Origin of the sequence: Burkholderia sp. 22PA0099 (assembly GCF_047497165.1) — a bacterium.
In the GTDB taxonomy this organism is placed as follows: domain Bacteria; phylum Pseudomonadota; class Gammaproteobacteria; order Burkholderiales; family Burkholderiaceae; genus Burkholderia.
The window spans coordinates 1,711,756-1,730,906 of the sequence record NZ_CP163164.1; the positions used below are offsets into that span (position 1 = coordinate 1,711,756).

A 19,151-nucleotide genomic window follows, 5' to 3' on the forward strand; every position below is an offset into this window, starting at 1 on the left:
TCATCTTCAGGATGACGAACCGCGTGGGGTCCCGCAGGGATCGTCGATCGATGGCTCGTTGCCGCGGGTGCCAGGCCGGCGCAGGCGAGCGCTTGCGCTCATGAGAGACAGTTCGACCGCCAGACAGTTCCGGCAGAGAGAAACCGCGGGCCGCGCGCCTGCCGACTTTTGAAACGTTTGGCTTGCGCGCCTTCCCGGCGCCGGGCAATTCACCGCACGTAGCGGGCGTCCGAACCGGCAGTCGAAGCGACTCGATTCGAGCTGGGGCCGTCATGAATTTCCGCCTGTTAATGGTGCCGTCGTTGCTGCTCGCGCTTGCCGCCTGCGTGCAGCCGCAGCCGAGCAACATGGTTCGCATCTGCGACGATCAAGGTTGCGCCGATCGCCCGAAGAACGTCGTCACCACCGAGCTGAAGGACGATGCCCAGGATCGGGAAGACCCACGCTTCGCCGCCCTCAAGCAGAGCGCGAAAACCCAGCCGAAGGCCGCCTACGATCTCGGCCTGCGCTACTTCCGTGGCGACGGCGTTCGTCAGGACAGCTATCAAGCGCTCAACTGGATGCGCGAAGCCGCCGAGCACGGCGACCTGCGCGCGCAGAAGGCGCTCGGCGTGTTCTACCTGTTCGGCCTCGAAGAGATGGGCTCCGATCCGCGCGAGGCGGACAAGTGGCTGTCGATTGCCGCGGGCCGTGGCGACAAGGAATCCGAAAAACTGCTGAAGCAGGCGCGCGAGGCCAAGAAGGCCGACGAGGACGATTTCAAATGGCGTTCGCAATGGCGCGACGTCTATTACGGCTATTGGAATTCCGGCTACACCTACTACGGCGTCTGGCAACAGACGACCTGGTACTGGTATTGACGGATTCCTAAGCATGGGGGGCCGCGACGGGGAGACCCTGCCTTTCGCGAACCATGCCGGGGGGCTTATCGAGGTTCGCACCGAAGCGTAAGCCGGACATCGTTTCACATTATTCGACAACGACATGAACATCACTTCCACCCTCAGGATCACGGCAGCCGCCGCGCTCGCCGTTTCCCTCGCCGCGTGCGGCGGCATGGTGACGCCCGGCGGCCAGAACGTCGGCGTGACCGGCGCGGCCGGCGGCGCGACCAGCGCGGGCGCCGATACGACGCTCGAGCACTGTGCGTCTCCGCTCGGTACGATCGCAGTCGACGACGGCCGCAACGCGGATTGGTTCGGTCCGTTCGGCAGCGCCACCAAGATCACCACCATCGATCCGCTGCTGCGCCTGGCCGTGCAGCAGTCGAACTGCTTCGTGATCACCTCGGTCGGCAACCAGAAGACCGATGCCCGCCTGCAACGCATCACCGCACTGCAGCGCAATTCCGGCGAATACCGTGCCGGTTCCAAGCAGCAGAAGGGCCAGCGCGTCGCGGCCGACTACTACATGGAACCGAACATCGTCATCAACGATTCGGCCATCGGCGGCCTGGGCGGCGCGGTGGGCAGCATCTTCGGCGGCGGGATCGGCGCATTGGCCGGCACGCTGAAGAGCAAGGCGTCGGTCGTGACGCTGACGCTGTTCGACGTGCGCTCGGCCGTGCAGATCGCGGCAGCCGAAGGCAGCTCGACGGCCACCAACTGGGGCGCGGCGCTGGCCGGCTTCGGCGGCGGCGCGGGTGGTGCGCTCGGCGGCTTCTCGTCGACGCCGGAAGGCAAGGCGACGGTCGTGGCGTTCATCGACGCCTGGAACAAGATGGTCGTGGCACTGCGCAGCTACAAGGCGCAGGACGTGCGCGGCGGCCTGGGCCGCGGCGGCGCACTGAAGGTCAACTAAGCATTGCTCCGCGACGCGCGGCGGCCCCGAGGCTGCCGCGCGGCCTGCCTCGCTGCTTGCGGGCCGTTATCTCCGCGTCGTTTTTCCATCGCTTCATTGTTTCGAGGTCGCCATGAAAAAAGCCGCCGCGCTGATCGCGCTCGCCTGTCTGACCCTGTCCGCTTGTGGCGGGGACGATTCGTTATCCGTAGCATCAGGTTCCTCATCGTCTGGCTCGTCGGGCTCATCGGGCGGCACGAGCGGCGGTTCGTCGGGTTCGGGCAGCGGTTCGTCGGGAAGCGGCTCGTCGGGCTCGGGCAGTGGCGGCAGCACGTTCACGTCGCGTTTCGAGGCGCTGACGTCCGCCGCCGATGCCACGAGTTTCCTGGCGCAGCTCAACGCCGAAGGCGCGAAGGGCTTTCGCTATGTCGGCGACGAGTTTTTCTCGGGCGACGGCACCACGACGCATTCGATCTACGTGAACGACGGCTCGGCCGGCACCTATACCTACGAGTTGCCGAGTACGCAGACCACGCAGAGCGCGTATCTCGCCCAACTGAATTCGGAAGGCGGGCGCGGCTTCCGCTACGACAGCGACCTGACCTACGGCACGCTGTATCGCAACGACGGCTCGTCGGCCACCTACAGCTACCAGTTCCTGTCGAACAATTCGAGCCCGGCCGATTTCCTCACGCAAGCGAACACGCAAGGGCAATCGGGTTACTGGTTCGTCGGGCCGACCTCGATCGGCGGCGCGTTCCTGAACCTGTACGCGAAGAACGGCGCGTCGAGCGCGACCTACACCTACGAGGCGCCGGCCGCGCCGGCCAGTTCGAGCGATTTCCTCACGCAGGCCAACGCCGAGGGCGCGCGCGGTTTCCGCGCCAAGGGCACGCAGGTTTTCGGCAGCAGCTCGGCCACGGTCTATGTCAAGGATCAGACGCAATCGCCGACCTTCACGTATCAGACGGCCACGCCGCAAACCACCAGCGCCGCGTTCATCACGCAATCGAACACGCTCGGCGCGCAGGGCAACGCGTATTTCAGCGACATGGCGTTCGGCACCTCGCCGCCGGCGATTGCTTCGGTGTACTTCGCGCCGAAGAATTGCACGGGGTTCCTGTGCACCACGCTGAATCCGCTGATTCAGAATTGAGCAGGCGTTGAGCCGGCGGCGCGTGTCGATGCCGATACGCGCCGCGCATCGCTTACAGCGACACGAACGCCCGCATCCACTCGCTGAAATTGGTCGCCGCGGCTGCCTGCTCGGCCGATGCTTGCGTCCACACCGAGTCGCGCCGGAACTCGCGCGCCGAAATCTCGCTCGGCGTCGCACCGAATTTTTCCTTGAACAGCCGGCTGAAGTGCTTCTCGTTGACGAAGCCGTGCCGCCACGCCACTTCGGATATCCGCATGCGCTTGGCGGTCGGATCGATCAGCACGTTGCGCGCGCGATGCAGGCGCTTGTGCTGGATCAGCCGCGCCACGCCGCCGGTCGGCTCGAACAGGCGGTAGAGCTTCGAGCGCGAGATGCCCATCGCCTTGCAGATGCTGTCCGGCGTCAGATCCGACGACAGCAGGTGCTGCTCGATATAGTCCTTCACGCGGTTCACGAACATCGCGTCGAGTTCGGTTTCGGCCTGCTTGAGCGTGTCGAGCGTCGGTGCGAGGCAGGCCACCAGCATGTTCTTGGTGGCCTGGATCGCGTAGGGCATCTCGTCGGCGCTGATCTGCGGGATGTTCCGGCGCAGTGATCGCAGATAGTCCGCGAGCAGCGCGCCCATGCCGTGCGACAGCGAACGACCGTGCAGCGAGGCCGCGCCGGCCGGCAGCAGGTCGCGCGGAAGCACCATGCAGATGGTGTCGCCGGTCGTCACCTTCAGGTCGAACGGCGTGGCCAGATCGAGCAGGCACATGTCGCCCGGGCCGATGTTCATCGTGGTGTTGCGGCCGGCCGTGCCGTACAGCGTTTCGCTGATCTGCAATTGCAGGTAATAGCCGTCGAGGCCGTCGGAACGGATTCGCTGCGGCGAGCGGCTCATCGCGTGTTCGACCTGGTGATCGGGGCGCAGCCATTGACGGCCGCCGAACATGAGCTGATCGAGCAGCGTGAAATCGAACTGCGAATCGTACGGCACGTGGTCGTCTTCCAGCATGCCGATGTCGAACAGCGCACCGGTGTCGGCACGCCAGGCATCGAAACGTTCGCGTTCGGGCGCATAGGCCGTCGAAAAACGGTAACTCAACCCCTCGGAAGTCGCACTCATCTATTGTTATTGCCCGTTATTTTTAAAATACCGGCGGTCAATCCGCTTTCGGAAAAATCGCCCGATATATGTTTTTCTAACGGAGCGTCATGCCGAAAAATACCGATTCCGGTGTTGGCCTAAGCCTGTCGCGAGATGTAAACGGTTTCGCGACAAGCTTTCGTTGTGTCTTTCCGGATATTACACATATCGTAATTTGGATAGGTGACATTTTTCTGATGAATGGAAAATGAAAGCTATCTGAGATCACACCGAGGCCACGGCTGGCGGGCGTGACAGCCCGATCGGCGTTGAATGGGGAAGGGCATTGTCGGAAAACCGGGCCGGATCTCCTGAAGATGTTGCGATCCGCCTTTCCGAATTTTTCTAATCGGGTATCGCGCTGTTTCCAATCGAATTCGAATGAAAGGCAATGCCGCGTGGTATCGCCGTCATCCATTGCGCAATGGCGTTTCGACTGCCGTAAATCGTCAGGCTGTCGCGAGGGCTTTTCGTTTCAACGTTGCGGGCGCAACGATTGCGGCGGCGCGGGCGCGCTCCGCATTGGTTCGGCGAACGGTGCGCCAGGCGTCGAGATAACGGCCGACCGTGGTGGTGTCGAGTTGCGCGTCGTGCAGCGCGATGAGCGAGGCGAGTGCGTCGCGGCCGGCATCGTCGAGCCGGTACGGCGCGCCACGCAGATACATGCGTTCGAGTGCGGTTTCGGCTTCGGCGGCGAGGCCGGACGCATCGGCATCGGCACCCAGCGCCACGGCCAGACGCACGACGTTCGCGAGCACGGCAAGCGGCGACGGATCGCAGCCGTCGCCGAGCAGGCGCGCGAACGCGAGGTGATGCTTGAGCTGGAGATCGCGTTGCTCGTGGGCCGGCAGCGGCCCGTCGAGCGGATGGGGGGCGGGGGTAGGCATGAGCGAAAGAAACAGGCGTGGCAGCGTGGCAAAAGGGGCGGCCGGCAGCCGCCCCGCATCGCCTGATCAGCTGCCGACGATCGCGCGCGTCGCGAAGAACAGCACCGACGGCCCGAGCAGGCAGCCGACGCCGGTGTGGAACGTCGAGATCAGCGCGCCGTACGGCACCAGCCGGCGGTCGGTGGCGGCCAGCCCGGCGGTCACGCCGCTGACGGTGCCGGCCAGGCCGCCGAAGATCATCGCCGAACGCGGCGTGCGCAGGCCGAGGAAGCCGGCCGCGAGCGGCGTGCCGATCATCACGATGATGGCCTTTACCAGCCCGGTGGCGATGCTCAATGCGATCACGTCGGAACTGGCGCCGATCGCCGCGCCCGTGACCGGGCCGACGATGTAGGTCACGGCGCCCGCGCCGATGGTGGTCATGCTGACGGCATCGGTATAGCCGAACGCGCGCGCCACCAGCGCGCCGACGATGAACGGCAGCACCGTGCCGAGCAGCAGCGACACCACGCCGATCAACCCGGCGCGCTTGGCCTCGCTGGCCTGCACCTCGAACGCGGTGGCGACGATCGCGAAGTCGCGCAGCATCGCGCCGCCCATCAGGCCGACGCCGGCAAACAGCGGCACGTCGGCAATGCCTTTCTCGCCGTGCGTGACCACGCCGCCGACCCAGGCCAGCGCGAGGCCGATCAGGATCGCGAACGCGGAGCCGTGCACCCGGCCGCGCGTCAGGGTTTTCGACAGCATCATCGACACCCACATGACGATGCCGACCAGCGCGAACGCCGCCACCAGGCCGTTGTGCGCAACGATTTTCTCGAGCATGGAAATCATCCGGGCCTCCGCTCAGGGCTGGGCCGGCGCGAACGCCGAATCGTCGTTGCCGACGCGCGAGAGCACGGCGATGCAGCAGGCGCACACGGCCACCGCGCCGAGCGCCGCGAGCAACGCGACGGGGCCGCCCTTGAGCGCGGCCACCACGTTCTGGTTGGCGGCCATCGCCACCACCACGGGGATATACATCGCACCCCAGAACGTCACGCCCGCTTCGGATTCCTTCGGAAGCCAGCCGCGCCGGTGCAGCCAGATGCGCAGCACGATGAGCAGCAGCATCGCGATGCCGACGCCGCCGACATTGGTTTTCACGCCGATGGCGGCGCCGAGCAGATCGCCGAGGAACAGGCCGGCAAGATGGCAGAACGCGAGCAGCGCGGTGCCGTAGATGATCATGATTGTCTCCATGTCTGTTGGATGTGTCGGCGGCGGGGCCGCCGCCCGGCGGTTCGTCGCTGCGAACGCGTTCTCGGGCCTCGTGGTGCCGGACGACGGGCGTACCGGCCGAGACAGTCTAGTCCGGCCGGAATCTCGCATTTATGAAGTTGTCCGTAGGATTCAGTGGGAATGACACTGCGAAATCGAAAAAGCTTTCTGTTTGTAATATTCGATTCGAAGTGGAGGTCGAATTTTTGAACGATTTATTTGTCTGATGATTTTTGAAGAAAAAATCAGCGGCTTGCAATGTTTTCGAATATCACGCGGGGTATTCGGTAATTTGTCCGATTTCAAGCTGGCCCGATGTGCGAGAAGCCAATGCCGATTTCAGAGCCCCCGGTCAGTTTGAGAGGTGATTTTATGATCTGTTCGGGTTCGAATATCACATATTGAGAATCATAAAAAAGAAGCGAACGGCGTGTTTGTTGACAAACGAGATGTTTTGTCGTGCAATCGCACCCTGGAATGCTGAAATCGCATGACAGGAAAGGCCGGCGAGTGACTGAATTGTCGCCGTGAAAATGGAAGGAAACCTGGGTGGAGATATTTCCGACTCTGAATTTACGAAAATGAATCAATCTGTTTCAATGTTTCTGTTGATTTTGTCGCATCGAGGCTGACGTGAACCTGACGTTTCGATATTCAGGATTCAGGATTTTTGAATCACCTGCTGAGTATCGCGGCAACGCCCTGGCTGGTCAGTTGGAGTTGGCTGCATAACATAATGGATTCAAGCCCCGCGACATTGAGGTATTCATGGATTTACTGGCAGCAATGCGTATTTTTGTGCGGGTCGTCGAACGAGGAAATCTGTCGCGCGCCGCGAAAGATCTGGGCGTCGGGCAACCGGCGGTCAGCGATCGGATCGAGCGTCTCGAGCAGCATCTGGGCGTGCGCTTGCTGTTGCGAAGCACCCGTGCCGTGTCGTGCACGGACGAGGGCTCCCTGTTCTATCAAAAAAGCAAGGTTGTGCTCGATGCCGCCGACGAGGCGCGTGCCGTGGTGACGCTCGGCAACAAGATCGTGCGCGGGCGGATTCGTATCGCCGCGCCGCATGGCCTGGGGGATGTCGTGCTGCCGAAAGTGCTGGCGGTGATTCGCGAGCAGAACCCCCAGCTCTATGTCGACATGATCCTCAACGACGAGTTGACGGACCCGGTCACGGAAGGCGTGGATATTTCGTTGCGGCTTGGCCAGATCGGCGACGGCAATTTTGTCGCGCGCCGGCTCGGTCACATTCGCCGCGTGCTGGTGGCATCGCCAGACTATATCGAAGCCCATGGCCGCCCCGACGATCCGACCGATCTGGTGCGGCACCCGTTCATCCGTGTCGCGGGCCTGTTCTCGGATGGGCAGCTTCGGCTGGTCAATGCCCCCAAGGCGGCGCGTACCATGCCGATCAACATCGTGACGACGGTCAGCCATTGGGGGCCGGTGTATCAGTTGCTGCTCAACGGTTGCGGCATCGGCGTTCTGCAGGAAATCGTCTGTACCGAAGCGCTGAACTCGGGCCGGCTCGTCAGGCTGCTGCCGAGCTACACGGTGCCGGGTTTCGATCTGCACGCCTTGCTGCCCGTGACCCGGCCGGTTCCGACCAAGACCCAGGTCGTGGTCAACCTGCTTGAAGAACATTTGCCGGATTCGGTCCGAATCCGCACCCTCGCCCAATCGATCGAGGCTTGACCCTCGCGCGGCGCCGCCCGGCGTCGCGTCCATCGATTTCGCCTCGTACTCCGATTCATTTCCTTCCCGAGCCGGGATGCGCCAACGTGCGCCATCCGGTGCCCCAACACGCTCATCGTGCTCGCGATTGGCGCCGTTCTGCTTCGATATTTCCCCGGAATCTCGCTTTGCACACCCGTCGGCGGCCTTGCCTCGGCCGGCGAAATCGTACGACCACCAAGGGATCTGGCGTTTCGCCGAGGTCACTAATCAGAATCTCTGATAGCTGAAATTGAACGAACGGGCCTACCCCGGATGAGGCTGCTCCATTAACTTGAGCGGCAACTTCACTTTGATCAAGGCCATTTCATGTCGAAACTGAATCTCAAGTTGCTGGGCCCATGCTTGCTCGCGATTGCGATCGATGCCATGGGCTTCGGCCTGGTGTATCCGATCATGGCGGCGATTTTTTCCGATCCGCATTCGGGCATCATCGGCGCGGGCACGAGCCCGCAATTGCGCAACTTCTATCTGGGGCTCGGCTACGGCGTCTATCCGTTCTTCATGTTCTTCGGCTCGTCGCTGATGGGCGAGCTGTCGGACGGCTACGGACGTCGCAAGATCATGCTGCTCTGTATCTTCGGCCTGGCGGTCAGCTACCTGCTGATGGCGCTCGGCGCGTTGTTGCCGAGCATCGCGCTGTTGTTGGTCGGGCGCGGACTGAGCGGCCTGATGGCCGGCTGCCAGGGGATCGCGCAGGCCGCGATCGCCGATGTCAGTACGCCCGAAACCAAGGCGTACAACATGAGCATCATGTCGATGGCGTTCAGCGCGGGGGTGATTGTCGGCCCGGTGCTGGGCGGCGTGACGTCGGATCGCACCATCCTGCCGATCTTCAACTACGGCACGCCGTTCCTGCTGGTCGCCGCGCTGTCGGTGGTGTGCGGGCTCTGGACCTTCTGGTACTACCGCGATGCGAATCCGCCGAAGGGCTCGACGCGCGTGGACCTGCTGCTTCCGCTGCGCATCATCTACCAGGCCGGGCGTCATCATCGCGTGGCCTTCCTCTCGATCGTGTTCTTCCTGATGCAGGTCGGCTACGGCCTCTATCTGCAGACGATCATGCTCGTGCTGCAAACGCGCTTCGGCTATACCAGCTCGCAGCTCGGCCTGTTCAGCGGGCTGATCGGCATCTGTTTCGTGTTCGGCTTGATGGTGATCGTGCGCCTGATGCTGAAGATCTGGAACGTGGTGGACATCGCCAAGCTCGGCTTGCTGGTTGCCGGCGTCGGCCAGGTGCTGTCCGCACTGTTCCCTCACGAAAACACGCTCTGGCTGCTCGGCACCGTGGTGGGCTGTTTCGACATGGTGGCCTACACGACGATGTACACCGCCTATTCCGATGCCGTCGCGGTCGAGCGGCAAGGCTGGGCGCTCGGCGTGGCCGGTTCGGTGATGGCGATCGCCTGGGTGGTGACCGGCTTCCTGACCAACCTGTTGCCGGTGCTGGGTGAGTTGGGACTCCTGATGGTGGGTGGCCTGAGCTTCATCCTGAGCTTCCTGATGATGGTGGCATACGGCAGAAAGTGGTCGCCGGTTGCGGCCGGATCGGGGGCGCGCGCCTAAGACTGAGGTTTTGCGAGCGGGCGGCGGCGCCGTCCGCGCGAGCTGATCCGGGCCTTCCGCCCGACCGTCTCCAACCCAGCATTTCATCGACAGCAAAGGATCAACATGTTGACTCACACTTCGCAGAAGCAATCTTTCGATATGGTCATCGTCGGCGCGGGCGTTGCCGGCCTCTACATGCTGCACCGCGCGCGTCAGGCCGGCATGCGAGTGCGTCTTTACGATGCGGCAGGCGGAATCGGCGGTACCTGGTACTGGAATCGCTATCCGGGCGCGCGTGTCGACATCGAGAGCTTCGAATATTCGTACTCGTTTTCCCGCGAGCTGGAGCAAGCGTGGCACTGGACGGAGCGCTATGCTTCGCAGCCCGAGCTGCTGCGCTACTTCGATCACGTCGCGACGCGATTCGGGCTTTACGAAGATATCCAGCTCGATACGTGGATCGATTCCGCCGTGTTCGACGAAACGCGCGATCTTTGGCAGATAAAAACTCGGGACAACGAATCAATTGAAGCGCGCTTCTGCGTGATGGCAACCGGATGCCTGTCGGCCCCCAAGGTGCCCGATATTCCCGGTTACGCCAGCTTCGGCGGGGAAACCTACTTCACGTCGCGCTGGCCGCACGAGCCGGTCGAGTTTGCCGGCAAGCGCGTCGCGGTGATCGGCACGGGGTCGTCGTCGATTCAGTTGACGCCCGTCGTCGCGCGCTCCGCCCGCCATCTGACCGTGTTCCAACGCACGCCGAACTACAGCATTCCGCTGCGAAATCAGCCGATGGACGCCGCCTACGAGGCGCGCATGAAGGCGAACTACGCGGAGTTGCGCCGCATGGAGTGGCAGTCGCCGGGCGGCTTCGTCTGCGTGGGCGGTGAGCCGCGGCAACCGCTGCGCGTCTCCGCGATGTCGGTGTCGGCCGAAGCGCGCCAGCGTGAATTCGAAGCGCGTTGGGACGCGGGCGGCCTTTGCCTCTACACCTCGTTCAACGACTTGCTGACCAACGAAACGGCCAATGCCGAGCTTTCCGAGTTCGTGCGTGCACGGCTGCGGGCCAAGATCGACGATCCGGTGCTGGCCGACAAGCTCGTGCCGCGCGACCATCCGATCCTGACCAAGCGCCTGTGTGCGGACAGTGGCTACTTCGAGGCATTCAATCGCGACAATGTCTCGCTCGTCGACTTGCGCGAGACGCCGATCGAATCGATCACGCCGCGCGGTATCGTTGCCGGCGGCATCGAACAGGTATTCGACATCATCGTGTTCGCGACCGGTTTCGATGCGGTGACCGGTGCGCTGCTGAACGTCGATATTCGCGGCCGCCGCGAGCTGGCGCTGCGCGAAGCCTGGCAAGACGGCCCGCAGACCTATCTCGGCCTGATGTGTGCCGATTTCCCGAACCTGTTCAATATCGCCGGCCCCGGCAGTACGGCCTCGTTGAGCAGCGCGGTGCCCTGCGACGAACACCAGGTCGATCTCGTCATGAAGCTCGTCGAACACACCCGCCAAGCCGAGGCGACGACGATCGAACCGACCGACGACGCCCAACGCGCCTGGACCGAGCGAATTGTCGGGATTGCCGAGAATTCGCTGCTTCATCGCACCAATTCCTGGTATCTCGGCGCCAACATTCCCGGCAAGCCGCGAGTCGTGATGCTCGATCTCGAAGGTTTCGATGCCTACATGGCGTTTTGCGACGACGTGATCGCGCGCGATTACGCCGGCTTCGCATTGGGCCGCGTCGGGGCGGCTGCCGCGCTCGCCGACAGCGTCGCGGTGGCCTGAGCCGGCCACGTCCGTTTTTCGCCTGACATGCACCGGCGTTGCGCCGGTGCGCGATGGCCTTCACGAAGGAAACCTCAATGAGCAAGCTTTATTCAAGCGCGGCTGCCGCGCTCGAAGGCATCGTCGCGGACGGTCAGACGGTTGCCGTGGGCGGCTTCGGCCTGTGCGGGATTCCCGAGGCGCTGATCGCCGCGCTGCGCGACACCGCCGTCAGGAACATCACCTGTATCAGCAACAACGCGGGCGTGGATGGCTTCGGCCTCGGCCTGCTGCTCGAAACGCGGCAGATCAGGAAGATGATCTCGTCGTATGTCGGCGAGAACAAGGAATTCGAGCGCCAGTACCTGTCGGGCGAACTCGAACTCGAATTCACGCCGCAGGGCACGCTGGCCGAGAAGCTGCGCGCCGGCGGCGCGGGCATCCCGGCGTTCTTCACCAACACCGGCTACGGCACCGTGATCGCGGAAGGCAAGGAAACCCGCCAGTTCGGCGAGAACCACTACGTGCTGGAGCCGTCGCTGACGGCCGATGTCGCGCTCGTGAAGGCGTGGAAGGCAGACAAGTCGGGCAACCTGATCTATCGCCGCACCGCGCGCAACTTCAACCCGATCTGCGCGATGGCCGGCCGCATCACGGTGGTGGAAGTCGAGGAAATCGTCGAGAACGGCGAGCTCGATCCCGATCACATCCATACGCCGGGCATCTTCGTGCAGCGTCTCGTGCTGAACGCGACGCCGGAAAAACGTATCGAACAACGCGTCGTGCGCGCGAAAGGAGACTGACATGGCCTGGAATCGTGACCAGATGGCTGCGCGCGCGGCCAAGGAACTGCACGACGGCTTTTACGTGAACCTCGGCATCGGCATGCCGACGCTGGTGGCCAACCATGTGCCGGCGGGCGTCGAGGTGTGGCTGCAATCGGAAAACGGGCTGCTCGGCATCGGGCCGTCGCCGACCGAAGCGGAAGTCGACGCCGATTTGATCAACGCGGGCAAGCAGACGGTGACCACGCTGCCCGGTTCGTCGATCTTCTCGTCGGCCGATGCGTTCGCGATGATTCGCGGCGGCCATATCAACCTGGCGATCCTCGGCGCGATGCAGGTCAGCAGGCAGGGCGACCTGGCGAACTGGATGATCCCCGGCAAGATGATCAAGGGCATGGGTGGTGCGATGGACCTGGTGGCGGGCGTCAAGCGCGTGGTGGTGCTGATGGAGCACGTCGCGAAGGGCGATCAGCACAAGATCCTCGACGAATGCAATCTGCCGCTGACGGGCGTGGGCGTGGTCGACCTCATCATTACCGATCTCGGCGTGATCGAGGTGACGCCGGACGGCCTGGTGGTCACGGAACTGGCCGACGGCGTCGGCATCGATGAAATCCGCGGCAAGACGGGCGCACGACTGGACCTGAGCCGGGTGGCCTGACGGCGCGCGAAAGGCCGGAGAGCATGTTGCAAATGCGTTTCAACAATAAATTTCGCACTGCGAATAATAAACAAGAAGTGACAAGGGCATCGTAGTTTTTCCATACGAACCGTCGTGAACCTGAGAGAGATATCCATCATGAATGAACCTCAAATCCCGAAGTTCAAACCGTTGACGCGACATACCATCACGCAGACGCCGCAATGGGCGTCGATGTCCGCCGAGCAGCAGGAGGCGGTCGATATCGTGTCGCGTGTGCTGCCGTTCCGCGTCAATGCCTATGTGTTGAACGAACTGATCGACTGGAACAATATCCCCGACGATCCGATCTATCGGCTCACGTTCCCGCACCGCGACATGCTGCGCGAAGACGAATATGCATCGCTGCGCAAGCTTGTGCAGGCCGGTGCGAGCGAGATGGAAATCGAGGCCGCCGTGACGACCATCCGGATGCGCATGAATCCGCATCCGGCTGGCCAGCTGACGCACAACGTGCCCTACCTCGACGGTGCGCCGCTTGCCGGCCTCCAGCACAAGTACCGCGAGACGGTGCTGTTCTTCCCGAGCGCGGGCCAGTCGTGCCATGCGTATTGCACGTTCTGCTTCCGCTGGCCCCAGTTCGTCGGCATGGACGAACTCAAGTTCGACGCGCGCACGTCCGGCGACCTGGTGGCATACCTGCGTCGTCACCCGGAAGTCACCGACATCCTCGTGACTGGCGGCGATCCGTTGGTGATGAATGCGCGCTCGTTGAACGAGTATCTCGAACCGCTGCTGACGCCGGAATTCGCCCACGTTCAGAACATCCGGATCGGTACCAAGTCGGTCGCCTATTGGCCGCATCGCTTCGTCACCGACAAGGATTCGGACGACCTGCTGCGCGTGTTCGAGAAGGTGGTTGCCTCGGGACGCAACCTGGCGCTGATGGGCCACTACAACCATCCGCGCGAGATCCAGCATCCGATCGCCGAGCAGGCGGTGCGTCGCATCATCGGCACGGGCGCCAGCCTGCGCATCCAGGCGCCGCTGATTCGCCACATCAACGAGGACCCGGCCAACTGGGCCGATCTCTGGACGACCGGTGTGCGGCTGGGTGCGATTCCGTATTACATGTTCGTGGAGCGCGACACCGGGCCGAGCGATTACTTCAAGCTGCCGCTCGCCCGTGCCTACGAGATTTTCCAGGCGGCCTACAGCCGCGTGTCGGGGCTTGCGCGCACGGTGCGCGGCCCGTCGATGAGCGCGTTCCCCGGCAAGGTCATGGTGGACGGCATTGTCGAGCTGGGCGGCGAAAAGGTGTTCGCGTTGCAACTGCTGCAGGGCCGCGATCCGTCCTGGGTGCGCCGGCCGTTCTATGCGAAGTTCGATCCCGAGGCGACCTGGTTCGACGAACTGGTGCCGGCGTTCGGCGAGAAGCAGTTCTTCTTCCAGAAGGCGCTGTCCGAGATGGAGCACAAGCCCGGCGCGCGACATATCCCGATCCACCCTGCCGGGGCGGTGGATGCGAACCTGCTGGAGGTGGTCGAATGAGCTTCGCCAAACCTGCCGACGATCCGGTCTACGAAGTGTTTGCGCTGCGTTACGCCACGCACGATACGCGCCGCAGCGGCGAGAACTACCTGGGTCACGATCCGCACGACGATATTTCGATGCCGCTCGATTTCTACGTCTGGGTGATCCGCGGCAACGGCCGCGTGGTGCTCGTCGATACCGGCTTCGATGCAGCGACGGCGGCCCGCCGGGGGCGTCGCTACCTGCATTCGCCGCTGGCGTTGCTGGGCGAGCTGGGCATCGCGGCGGGCGACGTGGATACGGTCGTCATCAGCCACATGCATTACGATCACGCGGGCAACATCCGCGCGTTCCCCGATGCGACGCTGCGCCTGCAGGAGGCCGAGATGGCCTATTGCACCGGTCGTTGCATGTGCCACGACGTGGTGCGCAAGCCGTTCGAGGCACGCGACGTGTGTGCCGCGATCGAGCAACTGCATGCGGGCCGCGTGGTGTTCACGAACGGCGACGAGACGATCGCGCCCGGAATCGAGGTGCATCTGATCGGCGGTCATACGGCCGGCTTGCAGGCCGTGCGGGTGCGTACGGCGCGCGGCCAGGTGGTGCTGACGAGCGACGCCGCCCACTACTGGGATCATGTGCGCGCCGGCCGGCTGTTCCCGATCGTCCATCACGTCGCCGGCATGCTCGATGGCCATCACACGCTGAAGCGGCTCGCCGACGGGCCCGACCACGTCATTCCCGGCCACGATCCGTTGGTGCGGACGCGTTTTCCGCGCTGGAACGGCCATCCCGATATCGTTGCGTTGCACCTGCCGCCGCTGGCCGAGCCGGAGCCGGCCGATGCCCTGCGCGACGACGTCGAGCTCGAAGCGGGAGGTGTGCGATGAGCTCGACGATACCGATCGCCATTATCGGCATGGGGCCGCGCGGCGTGACCGTGCTGGAACGGCTGCTCGAGCAGGCGCAGCGCATTCCGGCAAGCGTCACGCTCGACATCACCGTGTTCGACCCGAACGAGTGCGGGCAGGGCGTGCATCGCGCTTCCCAGCCGGACCATCTGCTGATCAACACCGTCGCGTCGCAAGTCACCATGTTCGCGCCGCAGAGCCGGCTCGGCCGCGACGGCATGCTCTCGCTGGTCGAGTGGGCGCAGCGCGACGGCTACCGCGTGGTGAACGGCACGTTCCGGCGCGCACCGGAGAGCGAGGGGCGTGCGATCGACGATACCGATCACCTTCCGCGCAGCCTGCTCGGCGAATACCTGGGCTGGATCTACGCGCGTATCGTCGCGGCGCTGCCCGACAACGTCAGGATCACGCGCCGCCGCGCCAGCGTGGTGGACCTGCTGCCGCTTCACGACGGCTACCAGGTGATCCTGGAAGATGGCGCCTCGCAACCCGCGCAGTTCGTTTTTCTGACGACCGGCCATGGCCGGCGCCGCCAGACCGACACGGATCGGCGTTTCTCGCAGTTCGCGAAACGGCACTTCTTCAATAACCCCGAGCTCGCGTATCTGGCGACACCGTATCCGATCGAGACGCTCAACCCGATATCGGCGCGCGCGACGGTTGCGATCCAGGGCTTCGGACTGACCGCGCACGACGTGATCTCGGCGCTGACGCTGGGGCGCGGCGGCCGTTATGTCGAACGAGACGGCCAACTGGTGTACGAGAAGTCGGGCCTGGAACCGCAGATGCTGCTGGTGTCGCGCCAGTGCCTGCCGTTCGCGGCGCGGGGCATCAATCAGAAGGGGCTGACCGGGCGTCACGAGGCGCGCTTCTTCACACCTGCGGCGGTGGCGCGGCTGCACGAGGCGGCCTTCGAGGCGAGCGGCGACCCACGTATCGATTTTCGCGATCAGGTCTTGCCGCTTCTCATCAAGGAAATGGCCTATGCATACCGAATCGCCGCGCAGCGCGGCGAGGTCGATGCCGCGTGTTTCGAGCCGTCGGCCGACGAGTTGCAGGCGGTGCGCCGGATTCTCTGGCCGCTGTACGACCAGGAGTTCCGCTCGTTTGCCGATTTCCATGCGTTCTTCCACCGCCTGTTCGGCGATGACCTGGCGCAGGCGCTGCGCGGCAATCTGGACAGCCCCGTGAAGGCGGCCACCGATGTGCTGCGCGACACCCGCGAGGCGTTGCGCGTGGCCGTGGAATACGGCGGACTGACGCCGGATTCCCATCGCTATTTCGTCGAGGATTTCAACGCGATCACGAATCGCGTGGCGTTCGGCCCGCCGCTGCGCCGCAACCGTGAATTCATCGCGCTGCACGCCGCCGGCCTGATCGACATCGCCGGTGGCCCGGGCACGCAAGTGATCGACTGCGATGCGAGCGCGCGCTTTCGGATCGAGGCCCGCTACGGCGAACGCCTTGAACGCTGGTACGCCGACGTGCTGATTGCGGCGCGGCTCGACAGCTACAGCCCGCTGACCGATGCGTCGCCGCTGTCGGCCGCATTGCTCGCGCGCGGCATCGTCCGCCCGTTCATGAACGGCGATTACCACCCGGGCGGCCTCGATATCGATACGGGCTTGCACCCGGTCGGCGCCGACGGGGAGAGCCGCACGCGGCTCTGGGCGATCGGCTTCCCGGTGGAGGGCGCGCATTTCTATACGCATGCGCTGCCGCGCCCGGGCATCGCGTCGCGACAGACGCGCGATGCGGCGTGTTGCGTGGAGGAATTGCTCGACGTGATCGCAGTGGAACACGCGCTGTCGGCGCCGAACCCGGCACGCGCCCCCACCTGTGGTGATGCCGCTCTGGCCATTGCAGAGGAGGACTGATCATGATGACGCTGCACGATTTTCACCGTTCCTCGGCTTCGTTCCGAATCCGCATCGCGCTGAACCTGAAGGGCCTGGCCTGCGAGCAGGTCGAGCAGGATCTCGATGCCGGCGCACACCGCGGCAGCGCCTATCTGGCGCTCAACCCGCAAGGGCTGTTGCCCGCACTGGTCGTGGAGCGCCGGGTGCTGACCCAGTCGTCGGCGATGCTCGAGTATCTCGAGGTGGTGTATCCCGAGCCGCCGCTGTTGCCGCCCTCGCCGATCGATCAGGCGCGCGTGCGCGCGCTGTTCCAGGCGATCGCCGCCGACACCCACCCGCTGACCACGATGCGCGCCGGCCGTTACCTGTCGAACGTGCTCGGCGCCGACGACGCGGCCGTCAAGCGCTGGAAGCAGCACTGGATGATCGACGGCCTGAACGCGGTCGAAACCATGCTCGCGGCCGATCCGGCAACCGGTGACTACTGCCACGGCGGGCGCGTGTCGTTCGCCGATATCGCGCTGGTGCCGCAGGCGGTATCCGCGCAGAAAGCCGGCATTGCCATCGACCGGTTTCCGACCGTCGAGCGCATTGTCGGCCGCTGCATGCAATTACAGGCGTTCCGGGATGCCCATCCCGACGCTTGCTCACCACAACCTGCACTGACCAAGGAGTGACCATGCAGCCCATCGAAGGAGACATTCTTCCGTTCTCCGAATATCTCCAACTGACGTCCAAGCCGATTGCCGACCCGGTGGTCTGGCGCTGGCAGTCGATCGAATCCGAATCCAGCGCGCGCATTCATAACACGCAAGGCACGCTGGCGCTGTCCGGCGGCAACGTGGACGAGCACGGCACCGTGGCGCCCGATCTCTCGCTCGTCATTCAGGTGTTGAAGCCGGGCGAAACCACGGAGCGCCATCGCCATTCGTTCTGGCATCTGTACATCGCGCGCTCGGGCTCCGGCGAGATCGCCTTCGGCGAAGACGGCGTGACCGAGCACATCGAGCCGGGCGATACCGTGTTCGTGCCCGCCTGGTGTTTCCACGCGATCGGCAATCGTTCGGGGAGCGAACCATTCGTGCTGTACCGGCTGCAGAACCTGCCGCAGAACGCCAGCAACGGCAACCTGATGCGCGAGATCGGCGGCAAGTTGCAGGTGATCTACGCCGACGCGGGCTTGGCCTCGCATCGATGATCCACGCCGAAGCGCGGCGCCGCTTGCCGCGCTTCGGCATTCCTAGCCGCAACGGAGAAACGAGTGAGCTACACCTTCGAAACAGGCCGCATCTACCGGATGCCGACGCATTTCGGGCCGGCGCCGGGGCCGCGGCAATTGCCCGATGGGCTGGTGGCCGATCCGAACAGCAAGCCGAAGCGGATGAGCGTGTCCGCTTCGTTCCTGACCGACGCCGCAAGTCTGGAGCGGCATCTGCCCGAGCATTTCGTGCTGGCCGGCGAGCCGGTCGTGACGGTCGAGTTTCATTACCTGAGCGAGATCGACTGGCTTGCCGGACGTGGCTACACGATGGTCCATGTGAGCTGGCCCGCCACCTTCAAGGGCTTGCGCGATCGTGCCAGCGGCAAGTTTCTCGCGGCCGTGTGGGAGAACCTCGCCGATCCGATCATCACCGGCCGCGACGAGATCGGTCATCCGAAGCTGTTCGCCGAGGTGCCCGCGCCGCGTGCCTTCGGTGGGCAGCAACTGTGCGAGGCCGGCTGGATGGGTTTTCGCTTTCTCGAGCTGGCGCTCGGCGATCTGCAGGAGGCGCCCACGCGTGCACCGGCAAGCGCCTCCGACGGCACGCTGATGTTGAAGTACAAGCCGCGCACGGGCGACTGGGGCGAGGCGGACCTCTGCGAGGTCACGCTCACGCCGAGCCTCGATCCGCATGTCACGGTCGAGCGACGGTTCACCGGCGCGCCGCGATTGCAGTTTCATCGCGCGAGCTGGTCCGACCTGCCGACCATGGCGCACGTCGTCAACGCACTGGCCGACCTGCCGGTGCACGAAATGCGCGGGGGCGCCGTGGTGCATGCGCACGGCGGCAAATCCTATCGCGACCAGCGCGTGTTGCGCTGACCCGGCGGCGCGCCTGCGCCAGCCATTTTCATCTTCCGCCGGGTGCGCAGCGCCCGGCGTCAACCGAG

General features: G+C 64.2%; 18 protein-coding genes. 14 read left to right on the forward strand and 4 right to left on the reverse strand.

Going from position 1 to position 19,151, the window contains the following annotated elements; all coding sequences use genetic code 11:
• The first annotated feature begins 272 nt into the window (after positions 1-272).
• The 3 genes from AB4851_RS07520 to AB4851_RS07530 all read left to right on the forward strand — a co-directional run bounded on the left by AB4851_RS07520 (position 273) and on the right by AB4851_RS07530 (position 2,935).
• Positions 273-860, forward strand: a complete 588-nt coding sequence (locus tag AB4851_RS07520; RefSeq protein WP_414449094.1) for a tetratricopeptide repeat protein — start codon at positions 273-275, stop codon at positions 858-860.
• Positions 861-984: 124 nt separating this feature from the next.
• Positions 985-1,800, forward strand: coding sequence for a hypothetical protein (locus AB4851_RS07525; RefSeq protein WP_414440106.1), 816 nt, complete (start codon positions 985-987; stop codon positions 1,798-1,800).
• Positions 1,801-1,912: 112 nt separating this feature from the next.
• Positions 1,913-2,935 carry a hypothetical protein gene (locus tag AB4851_RS07530; protein WP_414449095.1) on the forward strand — a complete coding sequence of 341 codons (1,023 nt, stop codon included), beginning with the start codon at positions 1,913-1,915 and terminating at the stop codon, positions 2,933-2,935.
• 52 nt (positions 2,936-2,987) lie between these two features.
• On the opposite strand, the gene AB4851_RS07535 is transcribed toward AB4851_RS07530, so the two are convergent.
• The 4 genes from AB4851_RS07535 to madL all read right to left on the reverse strand — a co-directional run bounded on the left by AB4851_RS07535 (position 2,988) and on the right by madL (position 6,184).
• Positions 2,988-4,046 (reverse strand): helix-turn-helix domain-containing protein, encoded by a 1,059-nt coding sequence (locus AB4851_RS07535; protein WP_414449096.1) that lies wholly within the window; start codon positions 4,044-4,046, stop codon positions 2,988-2,990.
• Positions 4,047-4,516: 470 nt separating this feature from the next.
• Positions 4,517-4,954 carry a hypothetical protein gene (locus AB4851_RS07540; RefSeq protein ID WP_414449097.1) on the reverse strand — a complete coding sequence of 146 codons (438 nt, stop codon included), beginning with the start codon at positions 4,952-4,954 and terminating at the stop codon, positions 4,517-4,519.
• A gap of 66 nt (positions 4,955-5,020) precedes the next feature.
• Positions 5,021-5,788 carry a malonate transporter subunit MadM gene (gene madM / locus AB4851_RS07545; RefSeq protein ID WP_414449098.1) on the reverse strand — a complete coding sequence of 256 codons (768 nt, stop codon included), beginning with the start codon at positions 5,786-5,788 and terminating at the stop codon, positions 5,021-5,023.
• Between the two features lie 12 nt (positions 5,789-5,800).
• Positions 5,801-6,184: a malonate transporter subunit MadL gene (madL, locus tag AB4851_RS07550; RefSeq protein WP_414449099.1), complete on the reverse strand. Its 384-nt coding sequence runs from the start codon at positions 6,182-6,184 to the stop codon at positions 5,801-5,803.
• 798 nt (positions 6,185-6,982) lie between these two features.
• On the opposite strand from madL, the gene AB4851_RS07555 reads away from it, so the two are divergent.
• The 11 genes from AB4851_RS07555 to AB4851_RS07605 all read left to right on the forward strand — a co-directional run bounded on the left by AB4851_RS07555 (position 6,983) and on the right by AB4851_RS07605 (position 19,083).
• Complete coding sequence (locus AB4851_RS07555) at positions 6,983-7,909, forward strand: LysR family transcriptional regulator (RefSeq protein WP_414449100.1); 927 nt, start codon at positions 6,983-6,985, stop codon at positions 7,907-7,909.
• 348 nt (positions 7,910-8,257) lie between these two features.
• Positions 8,258-9,514 (forward strand): MFS transporter, encoded by a 1,257-nt coding sequence (locus AB4851_RS07560; protein ID WP_414449101.1) that lies wholly within the window; start codon positions 8,258-8,260, stop codon positions 9,512-9,514.
• A gap of 105 nt (positions 9,515-9,619) precedes the next feature.
• Entirely contained in the window at positions 9,620-11,293 is a 1,674-nt protein-coding gene (locus AB4851_RS07565) for a flavin-containing monooxygenase (protein ID WP_414449102.1), read from the forward strand.
• Positions 11,294-11,370: 77 nt separating this feature from the next.
• Positions 11,371-12,075, forward strand: a complete 705-nt coding sequence (locus tag AB4851_RS07570) for a CoA transferase subunit A (RefSeq protein WP_414449103.1) — start codon at positions 11,371-11,373, stop codon at positions 12,073-12,075.
• Position 12,076: 1 nt separating this feature from the next.
• Positions 12,077-12,718 (forward strand): CoA transferase subunit B, encoded by a 642-nt coding sequence (locus AB4851_RS07575; RefSeq protein WP_414449104.1) that lies wholly within the window; start codon positions 12,077-12,079, stop codon positions 12,716-12,718.
• A 138-nt stretch (positions 12,719-12,856) separates the two neighbouring features.
• On the forward strand, positions 12,857-14,248 hold the full coding sequence (locus tag AB4851_RS07580) for a KamA family radical SAM protein (RefSeq protein ID WP_414449105.1): 1,392 nt from the start codon (positions 12,857-12,859) through the stop codon (positions 14,246-14,248).
• Positions 14,245-15,120, forward strand: a complete 876-nt coding sequence (locus AB4851_RS07585) for an N-acyl homoserine lactonase family protein (RefSeq protein WP_414449106.1) — start codon at positions 14,245-14,247, stop codon at positions 15,118-15,120. Before AB4851_RS07580 ends, AB4851_RS07585 begins: the two co-directional genes overlap by 4 nt.
• On the forward strand, positions 15,117-17,018 hold the full coding sequence (locus AB4851_RS07590) for an FAD/NAD(P)-binding protein (RefSeq protein ID WP_414449107.1): 1,902 nt from the start codon (positions 15,117-15,119) through the stop codon (positions 17,016-17,018). The genes AB4851_RS07585 and AB4851_RS07590 overlap by 4 nt, the downstream gene beginning before the upstream one ends.
• A 2-nt stretch (positions 17,019-17,020) precedes the next feature.
• Complete coding sequence (gene maiA / locus AB4851_RS07595) at positions 17,021-17,677, forward strand: maleylacetoacetate isomerase (RefSeq protein WP_414449108.1); 657 nt, start codon at positions 17,021-17,023, stop codon at positions 17,675-17,677.
• A 2-nt stretch (positions 17,678-17,679) separates the two neighbouring features.
• Positions 17,680-18,198 carry a cupin domain-containing protein gene (locus AB4851_RS07600; RefSeq protein ID WP_414449109.1) on the forward strand — a complete coding sequence of 173 codons (519 nt, stop codon included), beginning with the start codon at positions 17,680-17,682 and terminating at the stop codon, positions 18,196-18,198.
• 63 nt (positions 18,199-18,261) lie between these two features.
• Positions 18,262-19,083: an acetoacetate decarboxylase family protein gene (locus AB4851_RS07605; protein ID WP_414449110.1), complete on the forward strand. Its 822-nt coding sequence runs from the start codon at positions 18,262-18,264 to the stop codon at positions 19,081-19,083.
• Positions 19,084-19,151 lie beyond the last annotated feature (68 nt).

Coding starts and splice junctions, on each gene's coding strand:
- AB4851_RS07520 (WP_414449094.1), top strand. CDS start 273: ATGAATTTCCGCCTGTTAATGGTGCCGTCGTTGCTGCTCGCGCTTGCC.
- AB4851_RS07525 (WP_414440106.1), top strand. CDS start 985: ATGAACATCACTTCCACCCTCAGGATCACGGCAGCCGCCGCGCTCGCC.
- AB4851_RS07530 (WP_414449095.1), top strand. CDS start 1,913: ATGAAAAAAGCCGCCGCGCTGATCGCGCTCGCCTGTCTGACCCTGTCC.
- AB4851_RS07535 (WP_414449096.1), bottom strand. CDS start 4,046: ATGAGTGCGACTTCCGAGGGGTTGAGTTACCGTTTTTCGACGGCCTAT.
- AB4851_RS07540 (WP_414449097.1), bottom strand. CDS start 4,954: ATGCCTACCCCCGCCCCCCATCCGCTCGACGGGCCGCTGCCGGCCCAC.
- madM (WP_414449098.1), bottom strand. CDS start 5,788: ATGATTTCCATGCTCGAGAAAATCGTTGCGCACAACGGCCTGGTGGCG.
- madL (WP_414449099.1), bottom strand. CDS start 6,184: ATGATCATCTACGGCACCGCGCTGCTCGCGTTCTGCCATCTTGCCGGC.
- AB4851_RS07555 (WP_414449100.1), top strand. CDS start 6,983: ATGGATTTACTGGCAGCAATGCGTATTTTTGTGCGGGTCGTCGAACGA.
- AB4851_RS07560 (WP_414449101.1), top strand. CDS start 8,258: ATGTCGAAACTGAATCTCAAGTTGCTGGGCCCATGCTTGCTCGCGATT.
- AB4851_RS07565 (WP_414449102.1), top strand. CDS start 9,620: ATGTTGACTCACACTTCGCAGAAGCAATCTTTCGATATGGTCATCGTC.
- AB4851_RS07570 (WP_414449103.1), top strand. CDS start 11,371: ATGAGCAAGCTTTATTCAAGCGCGGCTGCCGCGCTCGAAGGCATCGTC.
- AB4851_RS07575 (WP_414449104.1), top strand. CDS start 12,077: ATGGCCTGGAATCGTGACCAGATGGCTGCGCGCGCGGCCAAGGAACTG.
- AB4851_RS07580 (WP_414449105.1), top strand. CDS start 12,857: ATGAATGAACCTCAAATCCCGAAGTTCAAACCGTTGACGCGACATACC.
- AB4851_RS07585 (WP_414449106.1), top strand. CDS start 14,245: ATGAGCTTCGCCAAACCTGCCGACGATCCGGTCTACGAAGTGTTTGCG.
- AB4851_RS07590 (WP_414449107.1), top strand. CDS start 15,117: ATGAGCTCGACGATACCGATCGCCATTATCGGCATGGGGCCGCGCGGC.
- maiA (WP_414449108.1), top strand. CDS start 17,021: ATGATGACGCTGCACGATTTTCACCGTTCCTCGGCTTCGTTCCGAATC.
- AB4851_RS07600 (WP_414449109.1), top strand. CDS start 17,680: ATGCAGCCCATCGAAGGAGACATTCTTCCGTTCTCCGAATATCTCCAA.